This window comes from Cellulomonas sp. P4_A2 (genome assembly GCF_056402515.1).
This window is the reverse complement of record NZ_JBFUHG010000011.1, coordinates 32,135-58,007: the sequence shown is the minus strand read 5'-3', so window position 1 is coordinate 58,007 and position 25,873 is coordinate 32,135. Positions and strand designations below refer to the sequence as shown.

25 protein-coding genes are annotated in these 25,873 nt (G+C 73.4%); 3 read left to right on the top strand and 22 right to left on the bottom strand.

Annotated elements, in window-relative coordinates:
- Nucleotides 1–129 precede the first annotated feature (129 nt).
- The gene (gene xylB, locus AC1DUE_RS12255) at nucleotides 130–1,524 is read left to right on the top strand and encodes a xylulokinase (RefSeq protein ID WP_477039703.1); all 1,395 of its coding nucleotides are present in this window, start codon (nucleotides 130–132) and stop codon (nucleotides 1,522–1,524) included.
- Nucleotides 1,525–1,610: 86 nt separating this feature from the next.
- On the opposite strand, the gene AC1DUE_RS12250 is transcribed toward xylB, so the two are convergent.
- The 20 genes from AC1DUE_RS12250 to AC1DUE_RS12155 all read right to left on the bottom strand — a co-directional run bounded on the left by AC1DUE_RS12250 (nucleotide 1,611) and on the right by AC1DUE_RS12155 (nucleotide 21,399).
- Nucleotides 1,611–1,940: a histone-like nucleoid-structuring protein Lsr2 gene (locus AC1DUE_RS12250; protein ID WP_477039702.1), complete on the bottom strand. Its 330-nt coding sequence runs from the start codon at nucleotides 1,938–1,940 to the stop codon at nucleotides 1,611–1,613.
- A 66-nt stretch (nucleotides 1,941–2,006) separates the two neighbouring features.
- A complete protein-coding gene (locus AC1DUE_RS12245; protein WP_477039701.1) occupies nucleotides 2,007–2,207 on the bottom strand; it encodes a hypothetical protein in 201 nt (66 codons plus the stop codon).
- Nucleotide 2,208: 1 nt separating this feature from the next.
- Nucleotides 2,209–3,711, bottom strand: coding sequence for a lysine--tRNA ligase (gene lysS, locus AC1DUE_RS12240; RefSeq protein ID WP_477039700.1), 1,503 nt, complete (start codon nucleotides 3,709–3,711; stop codon nucleotides 2,209–2,211).
- Nucleotides 3,704–4,627 (bottom strand): carboxylating nicotinate-nucleotide diphosphorylase, encoded by a 924-nt coding sequence (gene nadC, locus AC1DUE_RS12235; protein WP_477039699.1) that lies wholly within the window; start codon nucleotides 4,625–4,627, stop codon nucleotides 3,704–3,706. The genes lysS and nadC overlap by 8 nt, the downstream gene beginning before the upstream one ends.
- Before the next feature lie 154 nt (nucleotides 4,628–4,781).
- Complete coding sequence (locus AC1DUE_RS12230) at nucleotides 4,782–5,228, bottom strand: N-acetyltransferase family protein (RefSeq protein ID WP_477039698.1); 447 nt, start codon at nucleotides 5,226–5,228, stop codon at nucleotides 4,782–4,784.
- Entirely contained in the window at nucleotides 5,225–6,949 is a 1,725-nt protein-coding gene (locus AC1DUE_RS12225) for an L-aspartate oxidase (RefSeq protein WP_477039697.1), read from the bottom strand. The genes AC1DUE_RS12230 and AC1DUE_RS12225 overlap by 4 nt, the downstream gene beginning before the upstream one ends.
- The gene (gene panD, locus AC1DUE_RS12220) at nucleotides 6,946–7,395 is read right to left on the bottom strand and encodes an aspartate 1-decarboxylase (protein ID WP_477039696.1); all 450 of its coding nucleotides are present in this window, start codon (nucleotides 7,393–7,395) and stop codon (nucleotides 6,946–6,948) included. The genes AC1DUE_RS12225 and panD overlap by 4 nt, the downstream gene beginning before the upstream one ends.
- Nucleotides 7,392–8,309 carry a pantoate--beta-alanine ligase gene (panC, locus tag AC1DUE_RS12215; RefSeq protein WP_477039695.1) on the bottom strand — a complete coding sequence of 306 codons (918 nt, stop codon included), beginning with the start codon at nucleotides 8,307–8,309 and terminating at the stop codon, nucleotides 7,392–7,394. Before panC ends, panD begins: the two co-directional genes overlap by 4 nt.
- Entirely contained in the window at nucleotides 8,306–9,295 is a 990-nt protein-coding gene (locus AC1DUE_RS12210) for a Rossmann-like and DUF2520 domain-containing protein (RefSeq protein WP_477039694.1), read from the bottom strand. Before AC1DUE_RS12210 ends, panC begins: the two co-directional genes overlap by 4 nt.
- Entirely contained in the window at nucleotides 9,292–10,977 is a 1,686-nt protein-coding gene (locus AC1DUE_RS12205; RefSeq protein WP_477039693.1) for a PH domain-containing protein, read from the bottom strand. The genes AC1DUE_RS12210 and AC1DUE_RS12205 overlap by 4 nt, the downstream gene beginning before the upstream one ends.
- A complete protein-coding gene (locus AC1DUE_RS12200; RefSeq protein ID WP_477039692.1) occupies nucleotides 10,974–11,483 on the bottom strand; it encodes a PH domain-containing protein in 510 nt (169 codons plus the stop codon). Before AC1DUE_RS12200 ends, AC1DUE_RS12205 begins: the two co-directional genes overlap by 4 nt.
- 45 nt (nucleotides 11,484–11,528) lie before the next feature.
- Nucleotides 11,529–12,020: a DUF3180 domain-containing protein gene (locus AC1DUE_RS12195; protein ID WP_477039792.1), complete on the bottom strand. Its 492-nt coding sequence runs from the start codon at nucleotides 12,018–12,020 to the stop codon at nucleotides 11,529–11,531.
- Entirely contained in the window at nucleotides 12,020–13,606 is a 1,587-nt protein-coding gene (folK, locus tag AC1DUE_RS12190) for a 2-amino-4-hydroxy-6-hydroxymethyldihydropteridine diphosphokinase (protein WP_477039691.1), read from the bottom strand. The genes AC1DUE_RS12195 and folK overlap by 1 nt, the downstream gene beginning before the upstream one ends.
- The gene (folP, locus tag AC1DUE_RS12185) at nucleotides 13,603–14,508 is read right to left on the bottom strand and encodes a dihydropteroate synthase (protein ID WP_477039791.1); all 906 of its coding nucleotides are present in this window, start codon (nucleotides 14,506–14,508) and stop codon (nucleotides 13,603–13,605) included. Before folP ends, folK begins: the two co-directional genes overlap by 4 nt.
- 45 nt (nucleotides 14,509–14,553) lie before the next feature.
- The gene (folE, locus tag AC1DUE_RS12180) at nucleotides 14,554–15,171 is read right to left on the bottom strand and encodes a GTP cyclohydrolase I FolE (protein WP_477039690.1); all 618 of its coding nucleotides are present in this window, start codon (nucleotides 15,169–15,171) and stop codon (nucleotides 14,554–14,556) included.
- Nucleotides 15,168–17,195, bottom strand: a complete 2,028-nt coding sequence (gene ftsH, locus AC1DUE_RS12175) for an ATP-dependent zinc metalloprotease FtsH (protein WP_477039689.1) — start codon at nucleotides 17,193–17,195, stop codon at nucleotides 15,168–15,170. Before ftsH ends, folE begins: the two co-directional genes overlap by 4 nt.
- A gap of 129 nt (nucleotides 17,196–17,324) precedes the next feature.
- Nucleotides 17,325–17,879, bottom strand: a complete 555-nt coding sequence (gene hpt / locus AC1DUE_RS12170) for a hypoxanthine phosphoribosyltransferase (protein ID WP_477039688.1) — start codon at nucleotides 17,877–17,879, stop codon at nucleotides 17,325–17,327.
- Nucleotides 17,880–17,902: 23 nt separating this feature from the next.
- Nucleotides 17,903–18,892 (bottom strand): tRNA lysidine(34) synthetase TilS, encoded by a 990-nt coding sequence (tilS, locus tag AC1DUE_RS12165; RefSeq protein WP_477039687.1) that lies wholly within the window; start codon nucleotides 18,890–18,892, stop codon nucleotides 17,903–17,905.
- Nucleotides 18,889–19,923, bottom strand: coding sequence for a zinc-dependent metalloprotease (locus AC1DUE_RS12160; protein ID WP_477039686.1), 1,035 nt, complete (start codon nucleotides 19,921–19,923; stop codon nucleotides 18,889–18,891). Before AC1DUE_RS12160 ends, tilS begins: the two co-directional genes overlap by 4 nt.
- A gap of 63 nt (nucleotides 19,924–19,986) precedes the next feature.
- Nucleotides 19,987–21,399: a D-alanyl-D-alanine carboxypeptidase/D-alanyl-D-alanine-endopeptidase gene (locus tag AC1DUE_RS12155; protein ID WP_477039685.1), complete on the bottom strand. Its 1,413-nt coding sequence runs from the start codon at nucleotides 21,397–21,399 to the stop codon at nucleotides 19,987–19,989.
- Nucleotides 21,400–21,564: 165 nt separating this feature from the next.
- Between AC1DUE_RS12155 and AC1DUE_RS12150 the strand changes: the two genes are divergently transcribed.
- Nucleotides 21,565–22,062, top strand: coding sequence for an inorganic diphosphatase (locus AC1DUE_RS12150; RefSeq protein WP_477039684.1), 498 nt, complete (start codon nucleotides 21,565–21,567; stop codon nucleotides 22,060–22,062).
- A 224-nt stretch (nucleotides 22,063–22,286) separates the two neighbouring features.
- Nucleotides 22,287–23,246: a hypothetical protein gene (locus AC1DUE_RS12145; protein ID WP_477039683.1), complete on the top strand. Its 960-nt coding sequence runs from the start codon at nucleotides 22,287–22,289 to the stop codon at nucleotides 23,244–23,246.
- 130 nt (nucleotides 23,247–23,376) lie between these two features.
- Here AC1DUE_RS12145 and AC1DUE_RS12140 read toward each other — a convergent pair whose 3' ends face one another.
- Together AC1DUE_RS12140 and AC1DUE_RS12135 are read right to left on the bottom strand one after the other, a co-directional pair.
- Entirely contained in the window at nucleotides 23,377–24,711 is a 1,335-nt protein-coding gene (locus AC1DUE_RS12140) for a C40 family peptidase (RefSeq protein ID WP_477039682.1), read from the bottom strand.
- A gap of 269 nt (nucleotides 24,712–24,980) precedes the next feature.
- Nucleotides 24,981–25,868, bottom strand: a complete 888-nt coding sequence (locus tag AC1DUE_RS12135; protein WP_477039681.1) for a phosphate ABC transporter ATP-binding protein — start codon at nucleotides 25,866–25,868, stop codon at nucleotides 24,981–24,983.
- Between the last annotated feature and the right edge of the window lie 5 nt (nucleotides 25,869–25,873).

The following is a 25,873-nucleotide window of genomic DNA, read 5'->3' as shown; positions in this document are numbered from 1 at the left end:
ACGGCCTCCCGGCCCCCGCAACGTCCGCACTCGTGAGGCCCTGAACCCTCACGGGCGCGGACGTTGCGGCCCTTTCTCCCCGGTAGCGTCCGCGTTGCTGGGTCTTCGTCGCTGTCTGAGGGGATCGTCATGACGCTCGTTGCCGGGGTGGACTCGTCGACGCAGTCCTGCAAGGTCGTGGTTCGCGACGCATCGACGGGTGCGCTCGTGCGCAGCGGCCGGGCGCCGCACCCCGACGGCACGTCCGTCGACCCGCGGCACTGGTGGGACGCCCTGCAGTCCGCCCTCGCGCAGGCAGGGGGTCTCGACGACGTCGCCGCGATCTCCGTCGGCGGCCAGCAGCACGGTCTCGTCGCCCTCGACGCGGGCGAGAGCGTCCTGCGCGACGCCATCCTGTGGAACGATACGCGCTCGGCCGGCGCCGCGACCGACCTGACCGACGAGCTCGGCGCCGCCGAGTGGGCGTCCGCCGTCGGGTCCGTCCCGGTGGCCTCGCTGACCGTCACCAAGCTGCGCTGGCTGCGCGACGCCGAGCCGTCCGTCGCGGCGAAGGTCGCCGCCGTCGCGCTCCCCCACGACTGGATCACCTGGCAGCTGTCGGGTGCCGTCGGCCTGGACACGCTGGTCACGGACCGGTCGGACGCCTCCGGCACCGGCTACTGGTCCCCGTCGAGCGGGTCCTACCGGCACGACCTGCTCGAGCTCGCCCTCGGCCACGGCGCGCTGCTCCCCCGCGTGCTCGGTCCCTCCGACGCGGGCTACCGCGCGCTCGGCGGCCAGGTGCTCGGCCCGGGCGCCGGAGACAACGCCGCCGCGGCCCTCGCCCTCGACCTGGCCCCCGGCGACGTCGCCGTCTCCATCGGCACCTCGGGCGTCGTCTCGGCGGTGTCCAGCGCCCCGACCGCCGACGCCTCCGGACTGGTCAACGGGTTCGCCGACGCCACCGGCGCCTTCCTCCCGCTCGCGTGCACGCTCAACGCCTCCCGGGTCCTCGACGCCGCCGCGCGCATGCTGGGCGTCGACCACCACGGCCTGTCCGAGCTCGCGCTGAGCGCACCCGCCGGCGCCGACGGCCTCGTCCTGATCCCCTACCTCGAGGGCGAGCGCACGCCCAACAAGCCCGACGCCACCGGCGCCCTGCACGGGATGCGGCTGGCCAACACGACACCCGCTCACCTGGCCCGCGCGGCCGTCGAGGGCATGCTCTGCGCGCTGGCCGACGGCATCGACGCGCTGCGCGCCCAGGGCGTGCCGGTGCAGCGGCTGTTCCTCGTGGGCGGCGGTGCGCAGTCCGCCGCCGTGCGCGCCATCGCGCCGACCGTCCTCGGGCTCGACGTGCACGTCCCGACGCCCGGCGAGTACGTCGCCGACGGGGCGGCCCGACAGGCCGCCTGGGTGCTCTCCGGCGAGGCGCCCGCGTGGAGTGCCGCCACCGAGGCTGCCGTCCACCGCGCCGAGCCGCAGCCGCACGTGCGGTCCCAGTACGCGGCGGTCCGCGAGCTCACGGGCACGCGGCCCCTCTGACCCGCTCCCCCTGACGCACGAGAGCCCGGCGCGGGGGCGCCGGGCTCGTCGTCGACCGGCGGGGGCCGGTCGTTGCTCTGCTCGCGTCAGTGCGACGCGTCGTACGCGGCCTTGACCTCGGCCGAGATGCGGCCACGCTCGGACACCTGGTGCCCGTGCTCCTTGGCCCACTCGCGGATCGCCTGCGCGTCGCTGGACGACGAACGACGGCCGCGGGGGGCCGACTTGCCGGCCGTGCGGCCACCGACCTTGCGCGCGTGCCCGACCCACTGGGCGAGCGCGTCACGCAGCTCGGTCGCGTGACCGGCGGTCAGGTCGATCTCATAGGTGACGCCGTCCAGTCCGAACGTCACGGTTTCATCGGCGGTTCCACCGTCGATGTCGTCGACCAGGAGAACCTGGACCTTCTGCGCCATTGTTCGCTCCGTCTGGCTGAAATTACAATGCGGACGCGGTCACTATCGCATCGGCACATGAGAGCGTCAAACGCTGGAGGTCGGCGTTTCCCCATTGATGTTTCGTGCCTTGGCGGCCTCGGCGATGCGTTCCTCGGCATCCATTTTTGCCAACGCCTGCCGTTCCGTGCGGTCTGCATTGACGAGCGCGCGGATCGCCACCCAGAACAGCAGGCCGACGCCGATCGACGGAAGCAGCGCCGCGAGGGCCGTGAACAGGGGATTCATCTCACACCAGAGGTTTCACGAGAGGAAAGAGGATGGTCTCCCGGATGCCGAGCCCGGTGAGCGCCATGAGAAGTCGGTCGATGCCCAGGCCGATGCCGCCGCTCGGCGGGAGCGCGTACTCGACGGCCGTGAGGAAATCCTCGTCGACGCGCATCGCCTCGTCGTCACCGGCGGCCGCGAGCAGCGCCTGGGCCTCGAACCGCTGCCGCTGGATCACGGGGTCGACCAGCTCGGAGTAGCCGGTGGCCAGTTCGACGCCCCGCACGTAGAGGTCCCACTTCTCGACGACACCCGGCACCGACCGGTGCTGACGGACCAACGGGCTGGTCTCCACGGGGAAATCGCGCACGAATGTCGGCGCGTACAGATCGTCGCCGACGCGGTGCTCCCACAACAGCTCGACGAGCTTGCCGTGATTGATCTTCTTGGGGTCCGCCTCGATGTCGAACTTCTCCGCGAGAACCAGCAGGTCGTCCATCGACGTCTCGGGGGTGATCGGAATGCCGAGCGACTCGGCCAGCGAGTCATACATCGAGAGCTGTGCCCACTGGCCGCCCAGCTCGTACTCGGTCCCGTCGGGCAACGCGACCGTCGTCGTACCCAGAACGTCGAGCGCGGAACGCTGCACGAGATCGCGCGTCAATTCCGCCATCGTGTCGTAGTCGCCGTAGGCCTCGTACGCCTCGAGCATCGCGAATTCCGGCGAGTGCGTGGAGTCGGCGCCCTCGTTGCGGAAGTTCCGGTTGATCTCGAAGACGCGCTCGATTCCACCGACGACCGCACGCTTCAGGAACAGCTCGGGCGCGATCCTCATGTAGAGATCGATGTCGAAAGCATTCATGTGCGTGATGAACGGGCGCGCCGTGGCGCCGCCGGGCTGCGTCTGCAGCATCGGCGTCTCGATCTCGATGAAGTCGCGCGCGTGGAAGTTGTCGCGCAGCGAGCGGATCATCGCCGGGCGCAGGCGGGCCGTCTGCCGGGCCGTCGGACGCACGATCAGGTCGACGTAGCGCTGCCGGACGCGGGCCTCCTCGGACAGCTCGACGCCCTCGTACAGGTTGGGCAGCGGGCGCAGCGACTTGGCGGCGATCTGCCACGCGTCCGCCAGGACCGACAGCTCACCGCGTCGCGACGAGATCACGCGGCCGTGCACGAACAGGTGGTCCCCCAGGTCGACGTCCGTCTTGAACGCGGCGAGGCGCTCCTCGCCGACCGCGTCGAGGCTGAACATCGCCTGCAGCCGGTTGCCCTCGCCGTCCTGCAGGGTGGCGAAGCAGAGCTTGCCCCCGATGCGCACGAAGACCACGCGACCGGCCACGCCGACCTCGTCGTCCGTCTCGGTGCCGGCCTCGAGGTCGGGGTACGCGGCGCGGACCTGCGCGATCGTGTGGGTGCGCGGGACGCCGACGGGGTAGGCCTCCTGCCCCGTCGCCAGGAGTCGCTCGCGCTTCTCCCGCCGGACGCGGATCTGCTCGGGGGCGTCGTCGGTCGGTGCCTCAGTCACCGGGCAAGGATACCGGCGCGTCCTGTGCGGTCGCGGCGAGGGGTTCCAGGTCCAGCGCCAGGTCCAGGATCGGCGACGAGTGGGTGAGCCCGCCGACGGACAGGTAGTCGACCCCCGTCTCGGCGACCTCGCGCGCACGGTCGAGGGTCAGGTTGCCCGTCGCCTCCAGCTCGACGCCGGCGTCCTTGGCCCGGACCGCCTGCACGACCTGCCTCAGGACCGGCGTCGGCATGTTGTCCAGCAGCAGGAACCGCGCACCCGCCTCGACCGCCTCCAGCGCCTGGTCGAGCGTGTCCGCCTCGACCTGGACCAGGACGTCGGGGTACCGCGACCGGATCGCGTCGATCGCCGCGGTCACCGAGCCGGCCGCGACCACGTGGTTGTCCTTGACCATCGCGACGTCGTACAGGCCCATCCGCTTGTTCGTCCCGCCGCCGCAGCGCACCGCGTACTTGTCGAGCGCGCGCAGGCCGGGGGTCGTCTTGCGGGTGTCGAGCACCTGGGCGCCGGTGCCCTCCAGCACGTCCGCCCAGCGGCGGGTGTGCGACGCGACCCCGGAGGCGCGGCTGGCCAGGTTGAGCAGGGTCCGCTCCGCGACGAGCAGCACCTGGAGCCGTCCGGTGAGGACTGCGAGCACGTCGCCGCGGACCACGCGGGAGCCGTCGGAGATCCGCTGCTCGACGGTCGGCGTCGGCAGGCCGAGGCGCTGGGCCACCTGCTGCAGCACCGCCGGCACGAGCACCAGCCCCGCCACGACACCGGCCTCGCGTGCGACGAGGTCCGCCGACCCGGTCGCGTCCGGCGAGATGGTCGACTGCGTCGTGACGTCCCGGCCGGGAGCCGGGCCGAGGTCCTCGTCGAGCGCGGTCGCGACGGTGCGGGCGACCCAGTCCGGGTCGAGTCCGGTGATGCTCACGGCTGCACGCTAGCGGTTCCCGACCCGGACGACCGCGTCCGTCCGGGACCGTGCGGCCGCGGCCGAGATCGACCCTTCGGCGCGAGAACGGCTGTGCGGACGGGCGATCTCGGGGCGAAGGGTCGCCCTCGCCGCGCGCACAGGCGCACACGGCTCACAGGCTCAGCTTGAAGCCTTCGTGGGACTGCTCGTAGCCGAGCGAACGGTAGAACCGGTGCGCGTCGGCCCGGCGCTTGTCCGACGTCAGCTGCACGAGCACGCAGCCGCGCGCGCGACCGCGCTCGTGCGCCCAGAGCATCATCTGCCGGCCGATCCCGCCGCCGCGCAGGCGTGCGTCGACGCGCACGGCCTCGACGAGCAGCCTCGTTCCTCCGTGCCGCGAGATCCCGGGGACGTAGGTCAGCTGCATCGTGCCGATCACCTCGCCGTCCAGCTCGGCGACCACCAGCTCGTTGTTCGGGTCGGCCTCGATCGCCTCGAAGCCGGCGAGGTGCCGGCCGTCGAAGGAACCGGTGCGCTCGGCCGAGACGACGTCGTCGGCGATGAGCTCGACGACCCGCGCCAGATCCTCGAGGCGGGCGGGCCGGAAGCGGACGCTCACGTGAGCGGCACGCGGCGCGTGGTCAGCGTGCCGTCGGCGTCCAGCGAGGCCTCCAGCCGCAGGCGCCAGGCCTCGACCTGCGAGGGGAAGTCGCTGCGGGCGTGGCCACCCCGGCTCTCCTCGCGCTCCAGCGCGGTCGCGGTCAGCACGGTCGCCACCTGGTGCACGTTCGTCGTCTCCCACTCGGCCACCTGCGGTGCGGCCAGCCGGCGCCCCTCGTCGCTGCGCAGGTGCGCGTCCGTGGGCACGGCCGCGAGGGCGGCCGTCGCGCGCTGCAGCCCCTCGCCCGAGCGCAGGACCCCCGGCCCGTCCGAGGCGATGCGCTGGACCCGGGAGCGGGAGGCCGCCGCCACCAGCGCCGCGTCCCCGGATCGCTCGACCGGCTCGACCGTCGAGAGCGGCTGCGTGGCGATGTGCCGTGCCGCGCGCGTGGCGAACACGAGGCCCTCCAGCAGCGAGTTCGACGCGAGCCGGTTGGCGCCGTGCACGCCTGTACAGGCGACCTCCCCCACGGCGTACAGGCCGGGCACCGTGGTCCGGCCGACGAGGTCCGTGACGACGCCGCCCGAGTGGTAGTGCTGCGCGGGCGCGACCGGGACCAGGTCGGTCGCCATGTCGATCCCGTGCTCGGCCAGCCGGTCGTGGATCGTCGGGAAGCGGCGGCGCAGGAAGTCCGCGCCCAGGTGCCGGGCGTCCAGCCAGACGTGGTCGGCGCCCGTGAGCGCCATCCGGCGCACGATGGCGTGGGCGACGATGTCGCGCGGGGCGAGCTCGGCCATGGGGTGCACGTCCGGCATGAACCGCACCCCGTCGGTGTCGAGCAGCAGGGCGCCCTCGCCGCGCACGGCCTCGGACACGAGCGTCAGCTGGCCCTTCACGCCGGCGCCCAGCCACAGGACCGTCGGGTGGAACTGCACGAACTCGACGTCCCCGAGCACCGCGCCCGCGCGCAGCGCCGCGGCGATCCCGTCGCCCGTCGCCTGCGACGGGTTGGTCGACGAGCGGAACACCTGGCCGATGCCGCCGGTCGCGAGCACGACAGCGCTGCCGAGGGCCGCGCCGACGCCGTCGCGCTGGCCCTCGCCGATCACGTGCAGCGTCACGCCGCACGCGCGGCCGGGCCGGCCGTCCGGTCCCGGCGGGCCGGTCAGCACGTCCAGGACCAGCGCGTGCTCGATGACCTCGATGCCCGGGTCGTTGCGCACCGCCTCGATCTGCGCGACGAGCGCGCGCGAGACCTCGGCACCCGTGGCGTCACCACCCGCGTGCACGATCCGGTCGGCGTGGTGACCGCCCTCGCGGGTCAGCGAGATGGTGCCGTCGGGTGCCCGGTCGAACACGGCACCGCGCTGGACCAGCTCCCGGACGCGGGCGGGACCCTCGGTGACCAGCACCTCGACGGCGCGCGGGTCGCACAGGCCCGCACCGGCGACGAGGGTGTCCTGCAGGTGGGCGGCCGGCGAGTCCGAGGGGTCGAGCGCCGCGGCGATCCCGCCCTGCGCCCAGACCGTGGAGCCCGACGCGAGGATGTCCTTGGTGACGAGCAGGACCCGCGGGACGCGCGTGCGCAGCTCGAGCGCGGCGGTCAGGCCGGCGATCCCCGACCCGACGACGACCGCGTCGGCCTGCACGGTCCAGCCCGGCGCGGGCGCCGCGAGCCGGGTGGCCAGGGCGGTGGCCGTCCGGMCGGCCTCGGCCGGGTCGCCGACGAGCGCCGTCACCGGCTCTCCCCGACGAGTGCGCGCCCCTCGGCGAGCGTCAGCCCGCTCGGTTCGAGGTCCGACCAGTCCGGGACCTGGCCGGGGTCGTCGCCGAGCGCCACCGCGCGGTTCTGCTCGTCGACGAGCACGACGCGCGGCGCGTAGGTGCGGGCCTCGTCGTCGGCCATCGCGCCGTAGGCGATGAGGATCACGACGTCTCCGGGATGGACGAGGTGTGCGGCCGCGCCGTTGACGCAGACCTGGCCGGGTGAGCCCGCGATCGCGTAGGTGGTCAGGCGCGCCCCGTTGGTCACGTCGACCACGTCCACCTGCTGCCCGGGCAGGATGTCGGCGGCCGCCAGCAGCGCAGCGTCCACCGTGATCGAGCCGACGTAGTGCAGGTCGGCCTGGGTGACGGTCGCGCGGTGGATCTTGCCGGTCATCATCGTGCGCTGAAGGCTCGTCACGCGGTGACCTCCACGGTGGCGTTGTCGATCAGGCGCGTGCTCCCCACGGTCGCGGCGAGCAGCAGGAGCGCCCCACCGCGGAAGGACGCGTCGACCTCGTCGAACGTGTCGGGGTCGACGAGCGCCACGTAGTCGATGTCCTCGACGCCGGAGGCCTGCAGGGTGTCGAGGGCGATGGACCGGATGTCGTCGACCGTCTGCTTGCGCGCGGCCAGCCGCAGCGCGTGCGACAGCCCGAGCGCGCGACGGCGCTCGTCGTCGGACAGGTAGGCGTTGCGGCTCGAGAGGGCCATGCCGTCCTCGTCGCGGACCAGCGGGGCGCCGTGCACCACGACCGGGACGTCGAGGTCGCGGACCATGCGGCGGACCGCGGCCAGCTGCTGGGCGTCCTTGCGGCCGAACAGCGCGACGTCGGGGCGGGTGAGGTGCAGGAGCTTGAGCACGACGGTCAGGACGCCGTCGAGGTGGCCGGGGCGGGACACGCCCTCGAGCACGTCGCCGATCGCGCCAGCGCTGACCCGCACGATCGGGTCGCCGTCCGGGTACATCACGGACGGGTCGGGGGCGAAGACGATGTCGTCGGGACCCAGCAGCCCGGGGCCGGAGAGCAGCGCGAGGTCGCCGTGCAGGTCGCGCGGGTAGCGGGACAGGTCCTCGCCGGCGCCGAACTGCAGCGGGTTCACGAAGATCGTCACCACCACGGCGTCGGCCAGCTCACGGGCCTTCGCGACGAGGGACAGGTGGCCGGCGTGCAGCGCGCCCATCGTCATGACGACGGCCCGCCGGTGCGGCCTCGCCGTGTGCGCGGCACGACCCTCGGTGCGCGGCACCGCCTGCACGTCCTGCACCGCCAGCGCCGCGGCGAGCTCCTCGCGCGTGTGCACGAGGGTCGGCGTCGTGGTCTGCGTGGTCATTGGTCGTCCTCCTGCGGGCTCACGTCCCCTTGCAACGCCGGGGAGCCCTCGTTGATGCCATCCAGAACGTCCTGCGCCGCGCTCGCCGAGATCAGACCGGCCGCGAGCGCCCTGGCGGCGGCCGATCGGGCCAGAGCACGGTACCCCTCGACGACGTCCACCGCCCCCGTGCGGGCGGCGAACCCCGCCAGCGCCACCCCGTGCTCGCGGACCGTGCCGGCATCCCCGCGGCGCACCGGGCCCGTCAGCGCGCTGATCGCGCCCGCGCCCCGGCTGCCGGTGGCGGGATCGGTGGGCGACTCCGCGCGCAGCGCTCCGTCGAGCGCCGCCTCGAGCAGCGGGGTGAGCATCCGTCCGGGATCCGCCACGCCGGCGGCCGCGAGCGCCTGGGCGGCCTGCGCGACGAGGACGACGAGATGGTTCGCGCCGTGCGCGAGGGCCGCGTGGTAGAGGCCGCGGGCCTCCTCGTCGAGCACCACCGGCTCGCCGCCGATCTCGACGACGAGCGCCTGCCCGATCGGCAGCACCGGGCCCGGCGCCGTGACCGCGAACGAGCAGCCGACCAGGCGGGCCAGGTCCAGCGACGTGCCCGTGAACGTCATCGCGGGGTGCAGCGCCAGCGGGATCACGCCCGCAGCCCGCGCCGGCGCAAGGACGTCCACGCCGAACCGACCCGACGTGTGCACGACGATCTGGCCGGCCTGCCAGGCACCCACGTCGGCCAGGCCCTTCACGAGGCCCGCGAGCGCGTCGTCGGGGACCGCGAGCAGGACCAGCTCCGCGCGACGGACCACCTCGGGGATGTCCAGCACGGGCACGCCCGGCAGCAGCGCGGCGGCGCGCTCCCGGGAGGCCTCCGAGATGGCGGAGACGGCGACCACCGGGTGGCCCGCACCGCGCAGTGCGCTACCGAGGACCGCACCGACCCGTCCCGCGCCGACGACGCCGACCCCGAGCCGCCCCGGTCGCGCGGCCGGGTCGCTCATGCGGGCGGTCCCTGGTCTGGGGGGTGCACCGCGGGGACGTCGGCGACGGGTCGCGGTGTGGGGAGGTCGGCCGCGGGCTGCGTCGCGGGGATGTCGACGACGGGCTGCGACGCGGAGACGTCGGGCTGCGTCGGCGGGACGTCGGCCACGGGCTGCGCGGCCGGCGTCGGGACCCCGACGGCGCGCATCCACTGCTCGGGCGACGCGGTCGCGCGGGCGGTGCGGGCGCGGGCCGCCTGCTCGTCGAGGAGCTCGGCGGCGATCGCGGCGCCGAGGTGGTTCACGCGGGGCGCGACGGGACCGGGCGTCGAGTGCAGGACGAACGACGCGAGCCCGAGCCTGCGCTGGATGACCCCCTGCTCGAGGCCCAGCGACTGGGTCCGCTCGTGCGGCACCACGTCGACCTGCCGCCAGAACCTCCCCGACCGGGTGACCAGCGCCCGGTCGGTGACGCGGAAGCCGTGCCGCCGCCAGCCGATCGGGTCGACCCACCGGGCGCTGCGGGGCGCCCCCGTGAAGCCCGCGTCGTCGCCGGAGCTGTCCAGCGCCGCGTTGACCAGGGCCACCGGGTCCGCGACCCCGAGGTCCGGCAGCACGAGCCACAGGGCGGTCATCGCCTCGCCGCGGGTGGCCACGGGGTGCAGCACGGTGTCCCGCTGCGACTCGTTGCCCTGGCCGTACCCGGCGACGTTGATCTCGACGCGCCACCAGTCCTTGCCGCGCCAGAGCGGGGTCTGCGTGAGGCGGATGGCCTGCACGCGCCCGGGGGGCACGGTCTGGGCGCGGTTCTCGGTCAGCCCGTGGCGCAGGCGGATGCCGTCGGGCGAGATGGCCGCCCGGAAGTTGGCGCCCTGGTTGACGCGGTTCCAGACGAACGCGGCACCACCGAAGATCGCCGGCAGCATGTAGAACAGCGCCCCGAACTCGCCGGACACGACGACGGCGACGACGATGCCGGCGGCCGCGAGCAGGAGCGTCGGCACCGCCCCGGAACGCAGCGTGGCGACGATGAGCCGCGCCATCGGCAGCTCGTACACCTCGCGCTCGGGAGCCGCGTCGAACACGGCCGGCGGCGCGAGCGTCGTGGTCGGTACCGGGAGGCCGCCCTCGTCCGACGCCGACGCGACGGGCGCAGGCGCGGCCACGGCCGGACGTCGCAGACCTGCGGCCAGAGCGAGCAGCTCGGCCCGCAGCACCTCGGCCTCGGCCTCGCGCAGGAACGCGAGCGAGACGCTGGAGCCCTCGCCGCCGGCGACCTCGATCTTCAGCTCGGACAGCCCGACGAGCCGCGCCAGCAGCGGCTGCACCACGTCCACGGCCTGCAGCCGGTCGAGGCGGGCCTGTCGCTGCTGCCGGAACAGGAGGCCCGTGCGCAGGTGCACCGCCTCGTCGGTCACGGCGAACCGGGTCACGCGCCAGGCCAGCGACGAGTACGCGAAGCCGATCAGGGCGATCACCGCGATGGCGGCCAGCACGATGAGCCACGTGCGGCCGTGCCGCAGGTCGACGGCCTCGCGCAGGTTCTCGGACTGGATCACGACGATGCCGACGACGACCGCCAGGATCCGCCAGCCCTTGAGCGCCGGGGTGATCGGGTGCATCCGGCGCCAGCCGACGATCGCGTCAGGCCCCTCGACGGGCTCGTGCTCGACGGGCGGCGCGCCGGGGAACGGCTCGGTCACAGCCCCGCCAGCCGGGCCTCGCCCCGAGAGGCCATCCGGTCGCGCAGGCGAGCGGCCTCGTGCGGCGGCAGGCCGTCGATCGCGGCGCTCGTCGCGGGCGCGGCCGTGTGCAGCTGGACCGTCGCGATCCCGAACCGGCGGGCCAGCGGGCCGGCGTTGACGTCCACGTACTGCATGCGCCCGTACGGCACCACGACCATCGAGCGGAACATGATCCCGTGCCGCACCAGCAGGTCGTCGGCGCGTTCCGCGTAGGCCATCGCACCGACCTGACGCGGCACGAGCCAGCCGATCCACACGCCGAGCAGCACGACGAACGCCGGCAGCGACCAGAGCCACGCCTCGCCGGCCGCCACCGCCACGACCACGAGCACGACCAGCAGCGGCACCAGGAACAGGCCCGCGACCGTCAGCCGTGCGCCGATCAGCTTGCGGGACACGGGGGTCCAGGTGACGTCGCTCGGGTCGAAGGGCTCCCGGCTCGGCGGCAGCGCGTCAGAGGTCATGGTGCCCATCCTGTCACCGCGCGGGATCGCGCCGGCGCGCGTCCGTCACAGCGTGGTCGGGTCCGGCGCCGGGCGTTCGCGGGCCGAGTCGGCGCCGGCCTCGGGCGGCGGGATCCGGCAGAACCGCTCGACCACCAGACCGACCACCGCGAGCACGACGCCGCCGAGCATCGCGATCGCCGCCGACAGCGTCCGCCCACCGTTGCCGGGCTCGTCGGTGCCCGTGAGCAGCGCGAGCACCTGTCCGCCGTACCAGCCGGTCAGCAGGGCGCCCGTGTAGCAGGAGGCCTTGGCGAGCACGACCGTGCGGGCCGCGCGCAGCGCGTCGAGGTTGGGCCGCTTGCCCTGCAGGTACTGGCGCACCTGCCACCCGAGCACGAAGACGACGGCCGCGATGCCGAGCTCGACGACGACCACGAGCCACGGCACGTTCGGGGGCAGCGCGCCGCGTGAGGCCATCGAACGCAGGACGATCCAGGTGCCGACCGCGACCACCGCCGCGGTGAGCAGGAGGGTCTGCCAGCGGGTGCTGTGCATCACGACGGCGGTGCCTCACCGTCGTCGGTCGCATCGTCGTCGGTCGTCGCCGTCGACTGCGCGGCCGTCAGCCAGTCGAGCGCGAGCCAGCGGATGCCCTCGCGGTCCGGCGCCGTGGCGGCCAGCGCCGCCACGGGTCCCCCGCCGAGCCCGGGCAGGATCGCGTGCGGGTCCACCTGCGCCCACGGCTCCAGCACGAACGCACGCTCGTGCGCCCGCGGGTGCGGCAGCTCGAGGTCGTCCGTCACGGCCAGCACGGAGCCGTAGACGACGATGTCGATGTCGAGCGTGCGCGGCCCCCAGTGCTCCTCGCGGACCCGGCCGTGGTTCTGCTCGATCGCCTGGGTCACCCGCAGGAGCTCGCGCGGCGAGAGCAGCGTGCGCGCCAGCACCACCGCGTTCAGGTAGTCGGGCTGCTCGGGCCCACCGACCGCCGCCGTCCGCGCGAGCGGCGACACCTGGACCACCTCGAGGCCCGGCGTGTGCGAGAGCGCGTCGACCGCGGCGCGCAGCGTGTCCTGCGCCGCCCCGAGGTTCGCGCCGAGGGCCAGCACCACGTCCGCGACGGAGGCGGGCGCGAGGTCCAGCGCGTCGGTCACGATCTCGCCGACGACCGCGTCGCTGCTCGTCTCGACGAGCTGGGTGCCGCCGGTCCCGACGTCCTGCGCACCCGCAGCCGCGGCGACGAGCGGGACGTCGCCGGTCGGGGCGTCGGACGGAGACGGCTCGTCGTCGACGTCTGCGACGGGCTCGGGAGGCGTGAGCGGCGCCGGTGCAGGCGGCGGCGTGAGCGGCGTCGGTGTGAGCCCCGTCGGCTCGAAGGTCGTCGGCACGACGGCGGCGACCGCACCGTCCGGACCCTCGCTCGACAGCCCGCCGGGGGCGCCCGGCAGGTCGGCACCGATCGGCTGCACGATGTCCGACCACGGGATGGTCGGCGGGATCACGGCCCCGGCAGCGGCGACCGGCACCGGCGGCGCGACGACGGGCGGAGCGGGGGGTGCGGGCGGCGGGGGAACGGGAGGCACCCCGGCCGCGGCCGCGACCCCCGCGACCAGCGGGGCGCCCGGCGCCGGGGTCACCGGGAACGTCGCCGTCGGCGTGGGGGTGTGCCGGACGGGAGCCTGCGCCTCGGACTGCGTGCGCGGCAGGTACGGCTCGGCGGCGGGCAGCTTGGCGCGGTCGCGACGGATCCGCACGACGACGTCCCCGAACGGCACCTCGATGGGCGCCTGCGGCTTGTGCACGCTGACGTCGACGGCCTGGACGATCGCGTGCGACAGGACGGTGGCGGCGATGCGCTCGGCGACGGTCTCGACGAGGTCGACGGGCTCGCCCGACAGGACCGCGGAGACCTGCTCGGCGAGCACGCCGTAGTGGAGGGTGTGCGCCAGGTCGTCGCGGGCCGCGGCGCGCCGGGTGTCCATGTGCACGACGACGTCCGCGACGAAGGTCTGGCCCTCGCGGCGCTCGAACTCGAACACGCCGTGATAGCCGGTGGCCGTGATGCCCGTGAGCCGGATCTGGTCCAGCAGCCGGCCCCCGCCGTCCAGGACGCCGCCTTCCCACTGCTCGTCGGTGGTCACCGCGTGCTCCCTCCGGTTCGTGCGTCCTCGTCCACTGCGAGCTCGTCGTCGGGCAGGTCCGTGGGGGCCACGGCACGCCCGGACTGCCAGGCGGCGGCCACCCGTACCGCATCGGCCGAGCCTGCCACCTCGTGCACCCGGACGCACCAAGCCCCCGCGACCGCGGCCAGGGCGGAGACCGCGGCGGTCGCGCGGTCGCGCGCCAGGGGCGGCGCCGGCTCCCCGTCGGCCCCCGCCAGCAGGTGTCCGAGGAAGCGCTTGCGGCTCGCGCCGACCAGCACGGGGAAGCCGTCGGCGACGAGCTCGGGCAGCCGCGCCAGCAGCGGCCAGTTGCTCGCGCCCGCCTTCGCGAACCCGAGGCCCGGGTCGAGCACCACCTGCTCGTCGCGCACCCCGGCCGCGCGCAGGCCCGCGACCCGGGCGGCCAGCTCGCGCCGGACGTCGCTGACCACGTCGTCGTAGTCGTCGAGGTCGTCCATGACGTCCGCGTGCCCACGCCAGTGCATGGCGACGTACGCGGTCCCGGTCTCGGCGACCACCCCGTACATGTCGTCGTCGGCCAGACCGCCCGAGACGTCGTTGACCAGGCGCGCGCCCCGCGCCACGGCCTCGCGCGCCACGACCGCGCGGGTGGTGTCGACGCTGACGACTGCGCCGCGGGCGACGAGCCCGTCGATGACCGGCAGGACGCGGTCGAGCTCGTCCTGCACCGGGACGCGACGTGCGCCGGGCCGGGTGGACTCGCCGCCGACGTCCAGCAGGTCGGCGCCCTGCGCGAGGAGCTCGAGCCCGTGCGCGACGGCCGCGGACGGCGTGAACCAGCGGCCGCCGTCGGAGAACGAGTCGGGCGTGACGTTGACGACGCCCATCACGAGGGTCCGACCGACGTCCGGGAGACCCATCACCCTGCCGAGCCTAGGGGTGCCCGTCATGGCGCTCGAGGTGCGTCAGCGGCCGAGCACGAGGCTCATGGCCTCGGCCCGCGTCGCGACGTCACGCATCTGCCCACGGACCGCGGACGTCACGGTGCGGGAGCCGGGCTTCCGGACGCCGCGCATCGACATGCACAGGTGCTCGCACTCCACGACGACGAGCACGCCGCGCGGCTGGAGCTCGGCGACGAGGGCGTCGGCGATCTGCGCGGTGAGGCGCTCCTGCACCTGCGGGCGGCGCGCGAACACGTCGACCAGCCGGGCGAGCTTGCTCAGCCCGGTGATGCGGCCGTCGACGCCCGGGATGTAGCCCACGTGCGCGACCCCGTGGAACGGGACCAGGTGGTGCTCGCAGGTGGAGTAGACCTCGATGTCCTTGACCAGGACCATCTCGTCGTGGCCGAGGTCGAAGGTCGTCGTCAGGACGTCCGCCGGCTCCTGGAAGAGACCGGCGAAGATCTCCTTGTAGGAGCGGGCCACACGGGCCGGCGTCTCGCGCAGACCCTCGCGGTCGGGGTCCTCGCCGACGGCGATGAGCAGCTCGCGGATGGCGGCCTCGACGCGGTCCTGGTCGTACTCGCCGATCGCGGAGCCCTTGTGCGCGGTGGCGGGACCGATGTCGCCCACGGTCACGCGTCCGGGGTCTGGCCGGGCGGGAGCTGCACGATCTGCTCACCGGGGAACCCGAACGCCTCGGCGGCCTCGTCCTCGGGGATGATCGGCTTGCCGTTGCGCGCTGCGAGCTCGGCGGGCGTCATCACCGGCGGGCGGTCCGAGACGGCGCGCTGGTCGCTGGACAGCCACACCTGGCGCGGCGGGCGCTTGGTGATCGGCTCGAAGATCCTGGCGAGCTGCTCCTGGTTGAGCGTCTCCTTGTCGAGCAGCTCGAGCACGAGCGCGTCCAGGACGTCGCGGTACTCGACCAGGATCTCCCAGGCCTCGTCGTGCGCCCGCTCGATCAGGGCGCGCACCTCGAGGTCGATCGACGCGGCGACGTCCTCGGAGTAGTCACGCTGGTGGCCCATGTCGCGGCCCATGAACACCTCGCCGGACGCCTGACCCAGCTGGATCGCGCCGAGGCGGGCGCTCATGCCGAACTGCGTGACCATCTTGCGGGCCGTGGCCGACGCCTTCTCGATGTCGTTGCTGGCGCCCGTCGTCGGGTCGTGGAACACGAGCTCCTCGGCGACGCGGCCACCCATGGCGTAGGCCAGCGTGTCCAGCAGCTCGTTGCGGGTGGTCGAGTACTTGTCCTCGGTCGGCATGACCATCGTGTACCCGAGCGCGCGGCCTCGCGGCAGGATCGTCACCTTGGTGACAGGGTCGGTGTACCGCAGCGCGGTCGCCACCAGGGCGTGCCCACCCTCGTGGTACGCGGTGATCTTGATCTCCTTGGGGTTCATCACCCGGGTGCGCTTCTGCGGGCCGGCGATGACCCGGTCGATCGCCTCGTCCAGCGTCACGTCGGTGATGATCTGCTGGCCCGTGCGCGCGGTGAGCAGTGCCGCCTCGTTGAGCACGTTGGCCAGGTCCGCACCCGTGAACCCGGGCGTGCGGCGCGCGACGACGTTGAGGTCGACGTGCGGCGCCATCGGCTTGCCCTGCGAGTGCACCTGGAGGATCCGCTCGCGGCCCTTCAGGTCGGGGGCGTCCACGGCGACCTGGCGGTCGAAGCGGCCCGGGCGCAGCAGCGCGGGGTCGAGGATGTCGGGGCGGTTGGTCGCCGCGATGAGGATGACGTTCGCGTTGGCGTCGAAGCCGTCCATCTCGACGAGCATCTGGTTGAGCGTCTGCTCGCGCTCGTCGTGCCCGCCGCCCATGCCGGCGCCACGGTGCCGACCGACCGCGTCGATCTCGTCGATGAAGATGATCGCCGGGGCGTTCTGCTTGGCCTGGTCGAACAGGTCGCGCACACGGCTGGCGCCGACGCCGACGAACATCTCGACGAAGTCCGAGCCGGAGATCGAGTAGAACGGCACCCCGGCCTCACCGGCGACCGCCCGCGCGAGCAGGGTCTTGCCGGTTCCAGGCTGGCCGTACAGCAGCACGCCCTTGGGGATCTTGGCCCCGACCGCCTGGAACTTGGCGGGCTCGGCCAGGAAGTCCTTGATCTCCTGCAGCTCCTCGACGGCCTCGTCGACACCCGCGACGTCCGCGAACGTGACCTGCGGGGACTCCTTGTTGACGAGCTTGGCGCGCGACTTGCCGAAGCTCATCACCCGCGAGCCGCCGCCCTGCATCTGCGAGCTCAGGAAGAAGAACAGGCCGATGATGATGATCAGCGGGATCAGGAACGTCAGGACGCTGAGCCACCACGGGCTCTGCGGGACGTCGGACGTGTAGCCGTCCTTGGGGTTGGCCTCGGCGATCGCGTTCACCACGGACTCGCCCTGCGGGACGACGTAGTTGAACTGGACCAGCTTGCCGAAGTTCTTGTCGTCCTTGACGAAGTCCTCGGCGAGCGTGAGGTTGACGCGCTGGACGCCCTCGGTGATCTTGGCCTGCTCGACCTTGCCGTCCGCGATCAGGGACATGCCGTCGGAGGTGTCGATGCTGCTGACCTTGGGCTGGTTGATCGAGCTGAATCCGAACACCGCCAGGACCACCGCGAGGGAGATCCACAGCAGGAGGCTACGAGAAAGGCGCTTGACGTTCATGGGTGATCGGGGCCGAGCCCCTCATCCTCCGCTCGCGGGTCTGGTTGCTCGAAGTTACCCGATGAACCTGGCCTCGCCCGACCGTGTTCACCGAGGGCGCACACGAGCGCGAGCGCGTCCCGGCGCTGCTCAGGCCCCGTAGACCTTGGGCGCGAGCGTGCCGACGAACGGCAGGTTGCGGTACTTCTCCGCGTAGTCGAGGCCGTATCCGACGACGAACTCGTTGGGGATGTCGAACCCGACGTAGCGCACGTCGACCTCGACCTTGGCCGCCTCGGGCTTGCGCAGCATGGTCGCGACCTCGACGGTCGCGGGGCCGCGGGAGCGCAGGTTGGACAGCAGCCAGGACAGGGTCAGGCCCGAGTCGATGATGTCCTCGACGATCAGGACGTGGCGCCCGGTGAGGTCCGCGTCGAGGTCCTTGAGGATGCGGACGACGCCGGACGACTTGGTGCCCGACCCGTAGGAGGACACCGCCATCCAGTCCATCTGGACCGGCGAGTGCAGGCGCCGCGCGAGGTCGGCCATGACCATCACGGCACCCTTGAGCACGCCCACCAGGAGGAGGTCCTTGCCCGCGTAGTCGGCGTCGACCTGCGCCGCGATCTCGTCGAGACGACCGTGCAGCTGCTCTTCAGAGAGGAGCACCCGCTCGAGGTCGTCTCCCATGTCCGCCGGGTCCACCGAAGTCGCTCCTTGTTGTCGTGCTACGGCTGGGCGCTGAGGTCCGCCTGGCCGAGTGCAAGCCTGCCATACGCCCGGCGTGCGGCCACCCCGCCGGGAAGTGCGACCGGACCCTGCCCGTGCCAGAGGGTGACCAGTGCGTCGACGGCCAGGACGTGGTCCCTGCTCAGCGCGCCCGCCGGGCTGCCCGCGGCGATGATCGCGGTGCGCAGGGCGCGTCGGCGCACGGCGTCCGGGGCGTTCGCCAGGACCTCGACGTCCAGCCCGTCGGCGTTCGCCCCCAGCTCCTGCACGAGCGCGTCGGCGAGGCCGTCCAGCACGTCCGCGTCCTCGCGCAGCTGGGCGGCGGTCCGGGCCAGCGCCTGCGCGACCCCGGGGCCGAGGACGCGTTCGAGCGTGGGCAGCACCTCGGCACGGACCCGGCTACGCAGGGGCGCGTCCGCGTGCGAGCCGTCGTTCGTCGGGTCCTGCCAGGGCGTGAGCCCCTGGGCCGCGCACGCCGCCTCGGTGTCCGCACGACGCAGCCCGAGCAGGGGGCGCCGGAACCGGCCCCGGACCGCCGGCATGCCCGCGAGCGCCCGGGCGCCCGAGCCGCGCGCGAGGCCGAGCAGGACCGTCTCCGCCTGGTCGTCGAGGGTGTGGCCGAGCAGCACGGCGGTCGCCTGCGTCCCGTCCAAGGCCTCGTAGCGGGCCGCGCGGGCCGCCGCCTCGGGGCCGCCCGCACCCGTCACGTCGACGTGCACCACCTGCACCGGGTCGAGCCCGAGCCCCTCGCACGCGGCCGCGGCGGCCTGCGCGACGTCGTCGGAACCCTCCTGCAGACCGTGGTCGACGACGACCGCCCCGACCCGCCAGCCCGCCTTCCGACCGACGAAGGCCGCGCCCGCCGCGAGCGCGAGCGAGTCCGCCCCGCCCGAGCAGGCGACGAGCACCAGCTCGCCCGGGCCGACGTCCTCGAGGGCCGCGGCGACCGCCGACCTGACCGCGGCGACCGCAGGAGCGGGACCGGTCACCCGTGCACCCGTCGCACCCAGGCGCGGGGATCGGCGATCTCCCGGGGCTGCGGCAGGTTGTCCGCGGACGCGAAGACCGCGTTGAACCCCGAGGTCCCGACCTTCTTGCGCACCTCCCGGACGAACTTCGCCCCGTCGCGGTACTGCGCCAGCTTGGCGTCCAGGCCCAGCAGGCGACGCAGCACCTGGTCGAGCCCCTTGCCCTGGGACGCGCTGTCGCGGCGGGCGTCGAACGCCCGGCGGATGTTCTTGACGGTCGGCACGACCGACGGACCGACCTCGTCCATCGTCACGTCGGCGTGGCCCTCGAGCAGGGCCATGACGGCGCCGACCTCCTCGAACACCGTCCGCTGCTCCGGCGAGAGCGCGTCGAGGATCCCGCCGTCACCGAACGCCTTCGTCACGGATCCCATGAGGTCGGCCCGGGCGCCCTCGCCCGTCAGGTCCGCGAGCAGCTCCGCCGCACGCGACCGCACGTGTTCCGCGAGCCACGGCGCGGCCGCGAACTGCATCGCGTGGGTCTGCTCGTGCAGGGCCACCCAGAGGCGGAAGTCGGAGCCGTCGACCTTGAGCTTGCGCTCGTGGTGCAGCACGTTGGGCGCGACGAGGAGCAGGCGCCCGTGGTAGCCCGCCTGCGGCGTGAACGGGTCGAACTGGCCGAGCACCTTGGTGGACAGCAGCGCGAGCACGCCGCCCACCTGGAGCGCACCCGCGGCGCGCGTGCCGGGGCCTGCGGGCGCCTGGACGCCGCCCGTCATCACGCCGAACATCTCCGCGTTGGCCTGCGCCCAGCGCGGGCGGTCGACCACCAGCACGTTCGAGACGTCCTTCGGGTCGGTGCCGTCCGCTGCCTCGAGCTGCGCGATCCGCGCCACGTGCCCCGCCGCGCGGCCGGCCGCGKCGCGCAGCTCGTCGACGAGGCTCTCCAGCTGACCTCGCTCGGCGGTCGGGCCGGGCATCGCCAGGCGTCCCGCGATCGCCGCGGCCTTCTGCCAGTCGACGAGGCTCTTTTCGTTCCCGGAGGGCTCCACACCGTCACGGTAACCGGCGCCGTCACGCACGCCGCGTGCGTTCCGCCGTCGGCGCAAGAGCCGTCAGCGGCAGCCGCAGGCCGCGAGCCTGGTGACGAACTCGTCGATCGCTGCCCGCGGGCCCCACTGGCCGCCGTCGGGAGTGGCGTCGGCCAGGACGGCGAAGACGAGCTGGCGCGAGTCGGCGTCGAGGACGGTGCCGGACAGGGCGGTGACGTGCGGGAGGCTTCCCGTCTTCGCGCGCACCATCCCGCGCGCCTGCGACTGCGTGTAGCGGTCGGAGAGCGTCCCGGTCAGGCCGCCGATCGGCATGCCCGTCGCGACGTCACGCAGGTCGGGGTTGGCCGGGTCGGTGGAGAGCCGGACCAGACCGGTGAGCAGGCTGGGCGGCAGGATCGACCCCGCGCCCAGGCCGGACGCGTCGACCAGGTGGGACCCCGTGGTGTCGACGCCCGCGACGTCCACCGCGTGCAGCACCGCCGCCGAGCCGCCGTCGAACGTCGCCGGCAGCCCCTCGTCGATGGCCACCAGCCGCGAGACCACCTCGGTGATGGTGTTGTCCGACGTGTCGAGGAAGTGGTGCACGATCTTGTCCAGCGTGGCCGACTCGACCCGCCCGATCTCGCGGCCGTTCGCCGGCTTGTCCGCCCGGAACGGCGAGCCGGTGACCGTGATGCCGTTCTCGGCGAGCCGCACCGCGAACGTCCGCGCCGCCGCGAGCGACGGGTCCGCGTAGCGCGGCGGGTACTCACCGGGCTTGATCTTGGCCGTGTCCACGGCGAGCGCGGTCACGGGTGCGACGAACCCCGCGGCGATGTCCGCCGGGTTCCAGGCCGGGCTCAGCCGCGGGCCGGTGAACAGGCCGTCGTCGACTCCGAGCTCGACCGTCGTCGCACCCTCGAGCTGCAGGGTCTTGGCGGTCTGCGCGGCGAGCTCGGCCAGGCCCGCGTGCCCCTCGGTCGCGGCCGGGTCGCCGGCGCCCGCGGCCAGCATCATGTCCCCGCCCCCGACCAGCACGATCCGGTTGCCGTCGCCGCGCACCACCGTCGTCGGCAGCGTCATGTCCGGGCTCAGCGTGCTCAGCGCCGCGATCGCGGTGACCAGCTTCGCCGTCGACGCGGGCGTGCGGCCCTCGTCGGGAAGATGGCTGGCCAAGGTCTCCCCCGTGAGCTGGTCCTGGATCAGGACGCCGACGCTGGTGCCCATGCGCGGGTCGGCGACGAGCCCGTCGACCATGGCCTGCAACGTCGGGCCTCCCGGCAGCGGGACCTGCGGGTCGAGATCGGTCAGGGCGGGAACCAGCGCCGCCGGCTCGACCGCACCCGGAGCCGTCGGGAACGGGTTCGGCGGCGCGGGCTCTGCGGCCAGCGTGACCAGGCCGGGGACCTTGTCGTAGGCGTCAGCGGTGGCGTACGCGCCCGCGGCGAGCACCACGACGAGCATGCCCGTGCCCACCACCCGTCCCGCTGTGGTCATCGTCACCCCACCCCGCCCTGTCCCCACTCGTTCCCGGCCGTTCGGTGCGTCAGACTACTGTCCGAGACGAAGGCGCCCCTGACACCCGGCGCGCCGCACGACGAGTGTCGCTGCGACCGCCGGCCCGGAAACCCCCGGGCGCGGACGCACGGGCGGAGGAGAGCTGTGGAGTTCGACGTCACGATCGAGATCCCTAAGGGTCAGCGCAACAAGTACGAGGTGGACCACGCAACGGGGCGTATCCGGCTCGACCGGATGCTGTTCACCTCGACCCGTTATCCCGACGACTACGGCTTCATCGAGGGCACCCTCGGTGAGGACGGCGACCCGTTGGACGCTCTGGTGCTGCTCGAGGAGCCCACGTTCCCGGGCTGCCTCATCCGCTGCCGTGCTCTCGGCATGTTCCGCATGCGCGACGAGGCCGGCGGCGACGACAAGGTCCTGTGCGTCCCCACCGGCGACCAGCGCGCCGCGTGGCGGCAGGACATCGACGACGTCTCCGACTTCCACCGGCTCGAGATCCAGCACTTCTTCGAGGTGTACAAGGACCTGGAGCCCGGCAAGTCCGTCGAGGGCGCCCACTGGACGGGTCGCGCCGAGGCCGAGGCCGAGATCGAGCTCAGCCGCCAGCGCGCGATCGACACGAACTACTACAGCCACTGACGCTGGGCTGTTCGCTTTCCCGCAACGTCCGCACTCGTGTTCGCTATACGGCGAACGAGTGCGGACGTTGCGCATTTCTCACCGGTGGCGTCCGCACTCGTGGTGGTCATAGGCAACACGAGTGCGGACGTTGGTGAGCCGTCCACAGGGTCGTTCGGCGGCGGGTCATCCACAGGTCCTGGCTGACGGCTGTCCGGGCGGTACGCGACGAGGACCGTCTCCCCATGACGAACGAGACGGAGCGTCGAGCGCGCCGCGAGCTCGCGCGGTCGCACGCGCGTCAGCAGGCCGGGCTGCTGACCAGGTCACAGCTGAGCTCGCTGGGACTCACGGCTGCTCAGGTGCGCGCGGAGATCCGTGGCGAGCGGTGGCGACCCCTGGGCCGGCAGACTCTCGCGGTCCTCCCTTCCCCGCATGGCTCGCTCGTCGACTGGTGGCTCGCGGTGCTGGAGTGTGCGCCGCGCTCGATCGTCGGGAGCACGCCCCGGGCCGCACTGGCAGGCATCACGGCCCTGCTCGCGTGCGGGCTCCAGGGGATCACCGACGACGGACACATTCACGTCGCGGCGCCGAAGTCGTCGCACCCGGTGCCGGCGCCCAGCGGCGTCCGGGTCCACGAGACGAGGCGCTGGCGGGACGACGACGTGACCACCGAGGGAGTCGTCCGCATGCTGCCCGCGACCGCGACCGTCCAGGCTGCGCTCTGGGCGAGGACCGATCGCGAGGCCGCCCTGCTCCTGATCAGTCCGATCCAACAGCGCCTGACCACGGTGTCAGCCGTGGCCGAGGCGCTCGATCTCGTGCGTCGGGACAGGCGTCGCACCCTGCTCCGGGGTCTGTTGCAAGAGATCGACCACGGCGTCGCGAGCCTCAACGAGCTCGACTTCGCCGCTCACTGCCGTCGGCGCGGGCTCCCCGAGCCCGATCGGCAGGTCGTGGTCGAGGCTCGAGGAGGACGGGCGTACCTGGATGTCCGATGGAGCCGATGGCGCGTGGTCGTCGAGATCGACGGCGTCGGGCACCTCGACGCCGACCGGTGGGTCGAGGACAGCCTGCGTCACAACGAGATCGCCTTGAGCGGTGACGTCGTGCTCCGCATCCCGAGCCTCGGTCTTCGTCTGCACCCGGACCGGCACCTGGACGCCGTGGAGCGAGCCCTCCGCCGAGCAGGCTGGCGACCCTGACCGGACGTCCGCGCTCGTGGTCGCCATAGCCACCACGAGTGCGGACGTTGCTGAGATGGGTTGCGCAACGTCCGCACTCGTCGGCGCTATAGGCCACACGAGCGCGGACGTTGCGGGGAAGCGCAGGGGGTTACGGGCGGCCCGCGTACGGCATCGTGCTTGCCCAGCGCATCTTGATCATGCGGAGCGGGGCCAGCGGCTGCGGGGCCTCCATGATCTGGCCGTTCCCGGCCCAGATGGCCACGTGGTAGATCGCCTCGACGTTGTTGGGGTCGGTGGACCAGAAGATGAGGTCGCCGGGGCGCATGTCGTCGTAGCTGATCTTGAGGATCTGCTTGTACTGGTCCCGGGTGGTGCGGTTCAGGTTGATGCCGACCGACTGGTAGGCGCGCATCGTCAGGCCGGAGCAGTCGTAGGAGCTCGGGCCGGCGTCGCCCCAGCCGTAGGGCAGGCCGATCTTCGTCTGCGCCCACGCCAGCGCGGCGGCGGCGGTGCCCGCGGAGCTGCGCGACGTGCCCGTGCCGAGGCCGTACTTGACGGCGGGCGGGGTGGTCACCGGGGGCGGCGTCGTGACGGGAGGAGTGGTGGTGGCCGGCGGGGTGGTGGTCGCCGGCGGGGTGGTCGTGGCCGGCGGGGTGGTGGTCGCCGGCGGCGGCGTGGTCGCCGGCGGGGTGACGGCCGCGGGCGGGGCGACCGCAGCGGGCGGCGGGCGGTAGGCGGCGGCCTTCGCGGCGGCGTCCTCGCGGTCGCGGCGCTGCTGGTCGAGGAAGTCCTGGCGGGCGCGCTCGACCTCGGCGCTCGTCTGGCGGGCCGCAGCGAGCTGGGCGATGAGGGTGTCGCGCTCGGCGGCGGCGGACGCCTGCTCGGCGACGGCGTCGCTCTGGGCCTGCTCGGCGGCGGTCAGGGCGTCGGCGGCTGCGGCCTTGGCGGCGGTCGCCTTGTCGGCGGCCGTCTGGGCGCGCTTGGCCAGCATCCCCGAGATGAGCTGGGAGGCGCGGTACTTCTGCACGGCCTCGTCGGTCTTGCCGCTGATCCGCTCGAGCGACGCGCTGCGGTTGGCGACGTCCTGGAACCCGTCGGCCGACAGCACGGCCTGCAGCAGGTCCGTCGAGCCACCGGACCGGGCGGCCTCGCGGGCGATCGCGACGAGCTGGCGGCGGGCCGTCTCGGCGTCGGTGTCGGCCGCCGCGGACGCCGCCTTCGCGTCGCGGGAGGCCTGCTGCGCGGTGTCGGCGTCGGCGAGGGCCTGCGTGTACGCGTCCCCGAGCTGCTGGACCTTGAGCTCGGCCGCGTCGGTGGCGGCGCTCAGCTGCGCGAGCCGGACCTCCATGCCCGCGACGGACCGGGACGCGGACGCGACCGCGCCCTTGGCGTCCTGCACGTCCTGGGCAGTGGGCGGAGTGGGAGCCGGCGGGGTCGCGACGGCCACCCCTCCGAGCATCGGCACGACGAGCACAGCAGCCACCAGCACCGATGGCAGTCGGTACCGAGATGCGGCGCGCGGGCTCACGTTCCTCCAGCCGGGCGGCCGTCGGGCCGCCTCCAGTGATCGTCGACAAGCGGTGCGACCACCTGGCCGCCCCGAGGGACGCTACCGGCCAGAACCTCATTAGTGAACACCTGTCACACCAGTCACACGAGTAACAAGCGTGTGCTTAGGGACGAAGCGGACAGGAACCGGGTCGAATCACTCGTTCGCCGGTACATCGGCACCTGAGGGCGTCCACCCAAGCGTCAGCCGAACCTGCCCTCGACGTACGCCGCGGTGCGCTCGTCCTGCGGCGACCCGAACATCGCCGACGTCTCGCCGTGCTCGACGATGACGCCAGGCGTGCCCTGCGAGGCGAGGAAGAACGCGCAGCGCTGGGACACGCGGGCGGCCTGCTGCATGTTGTGCGTGACGATGACGATGGTCACCTCGTTGACCAGCTCGAGCATCGTCTCCTCGATCACCCGGGTGGACGTCGGGTCGAGCGCGGAGCAGGGCTCGTCCATCAGCAGCACGCGCGGCCGGACCGCGAGCGAGCGCGCGATGCACAGCCGCTGCTGCTGGCCGCCCGACAGGCCGCCACCGGGCGACCGCAGCCGGTCGCGCACCTCCTTCCAGAGTCCCGCCTTTGTGAGGCAGCTCTCGACGAGGACGTCCTTCGACTCCCTGCCCGCCCGCACGCCGGTCAGGCGCAGCCCTGCGACGACGTTGTCGTAGATCGACATGGCCGGGAACGGGTTGGGCTTCTGGAAGACCATGCCGATCCGCCGACGGGCCTCGACGAGCTTGCGCTCCGGGTCGTAGATGTCCTCGCCGTCGAGCAGCACCTCCCCCGCCAGCGACGCCGACGGCACGAGCTCGTGCATCCGGTTGAGGATGCGCAGGAACGTCGACTTCCCACAGCCCGACGGCCCGATCAGCGACGTGACCAGGCCCGCCGGCATCGTGGTCGAGACCCGGTCGAGGACCTGGTGGTCACCAAACCATGCGGAGATGTTGCGGGCCTCGAGCGCCGACAGCGGTCCGCTGGGCTCGGGCGTCGCGGGTTGCGGCGCGGGCGCCAGGTAGGGGTCGAGGTCGACGACCTGCGGCAGCACCTGGGTCATCTCGGCGGTGGGGGTGGGGGTGGACATCGCGC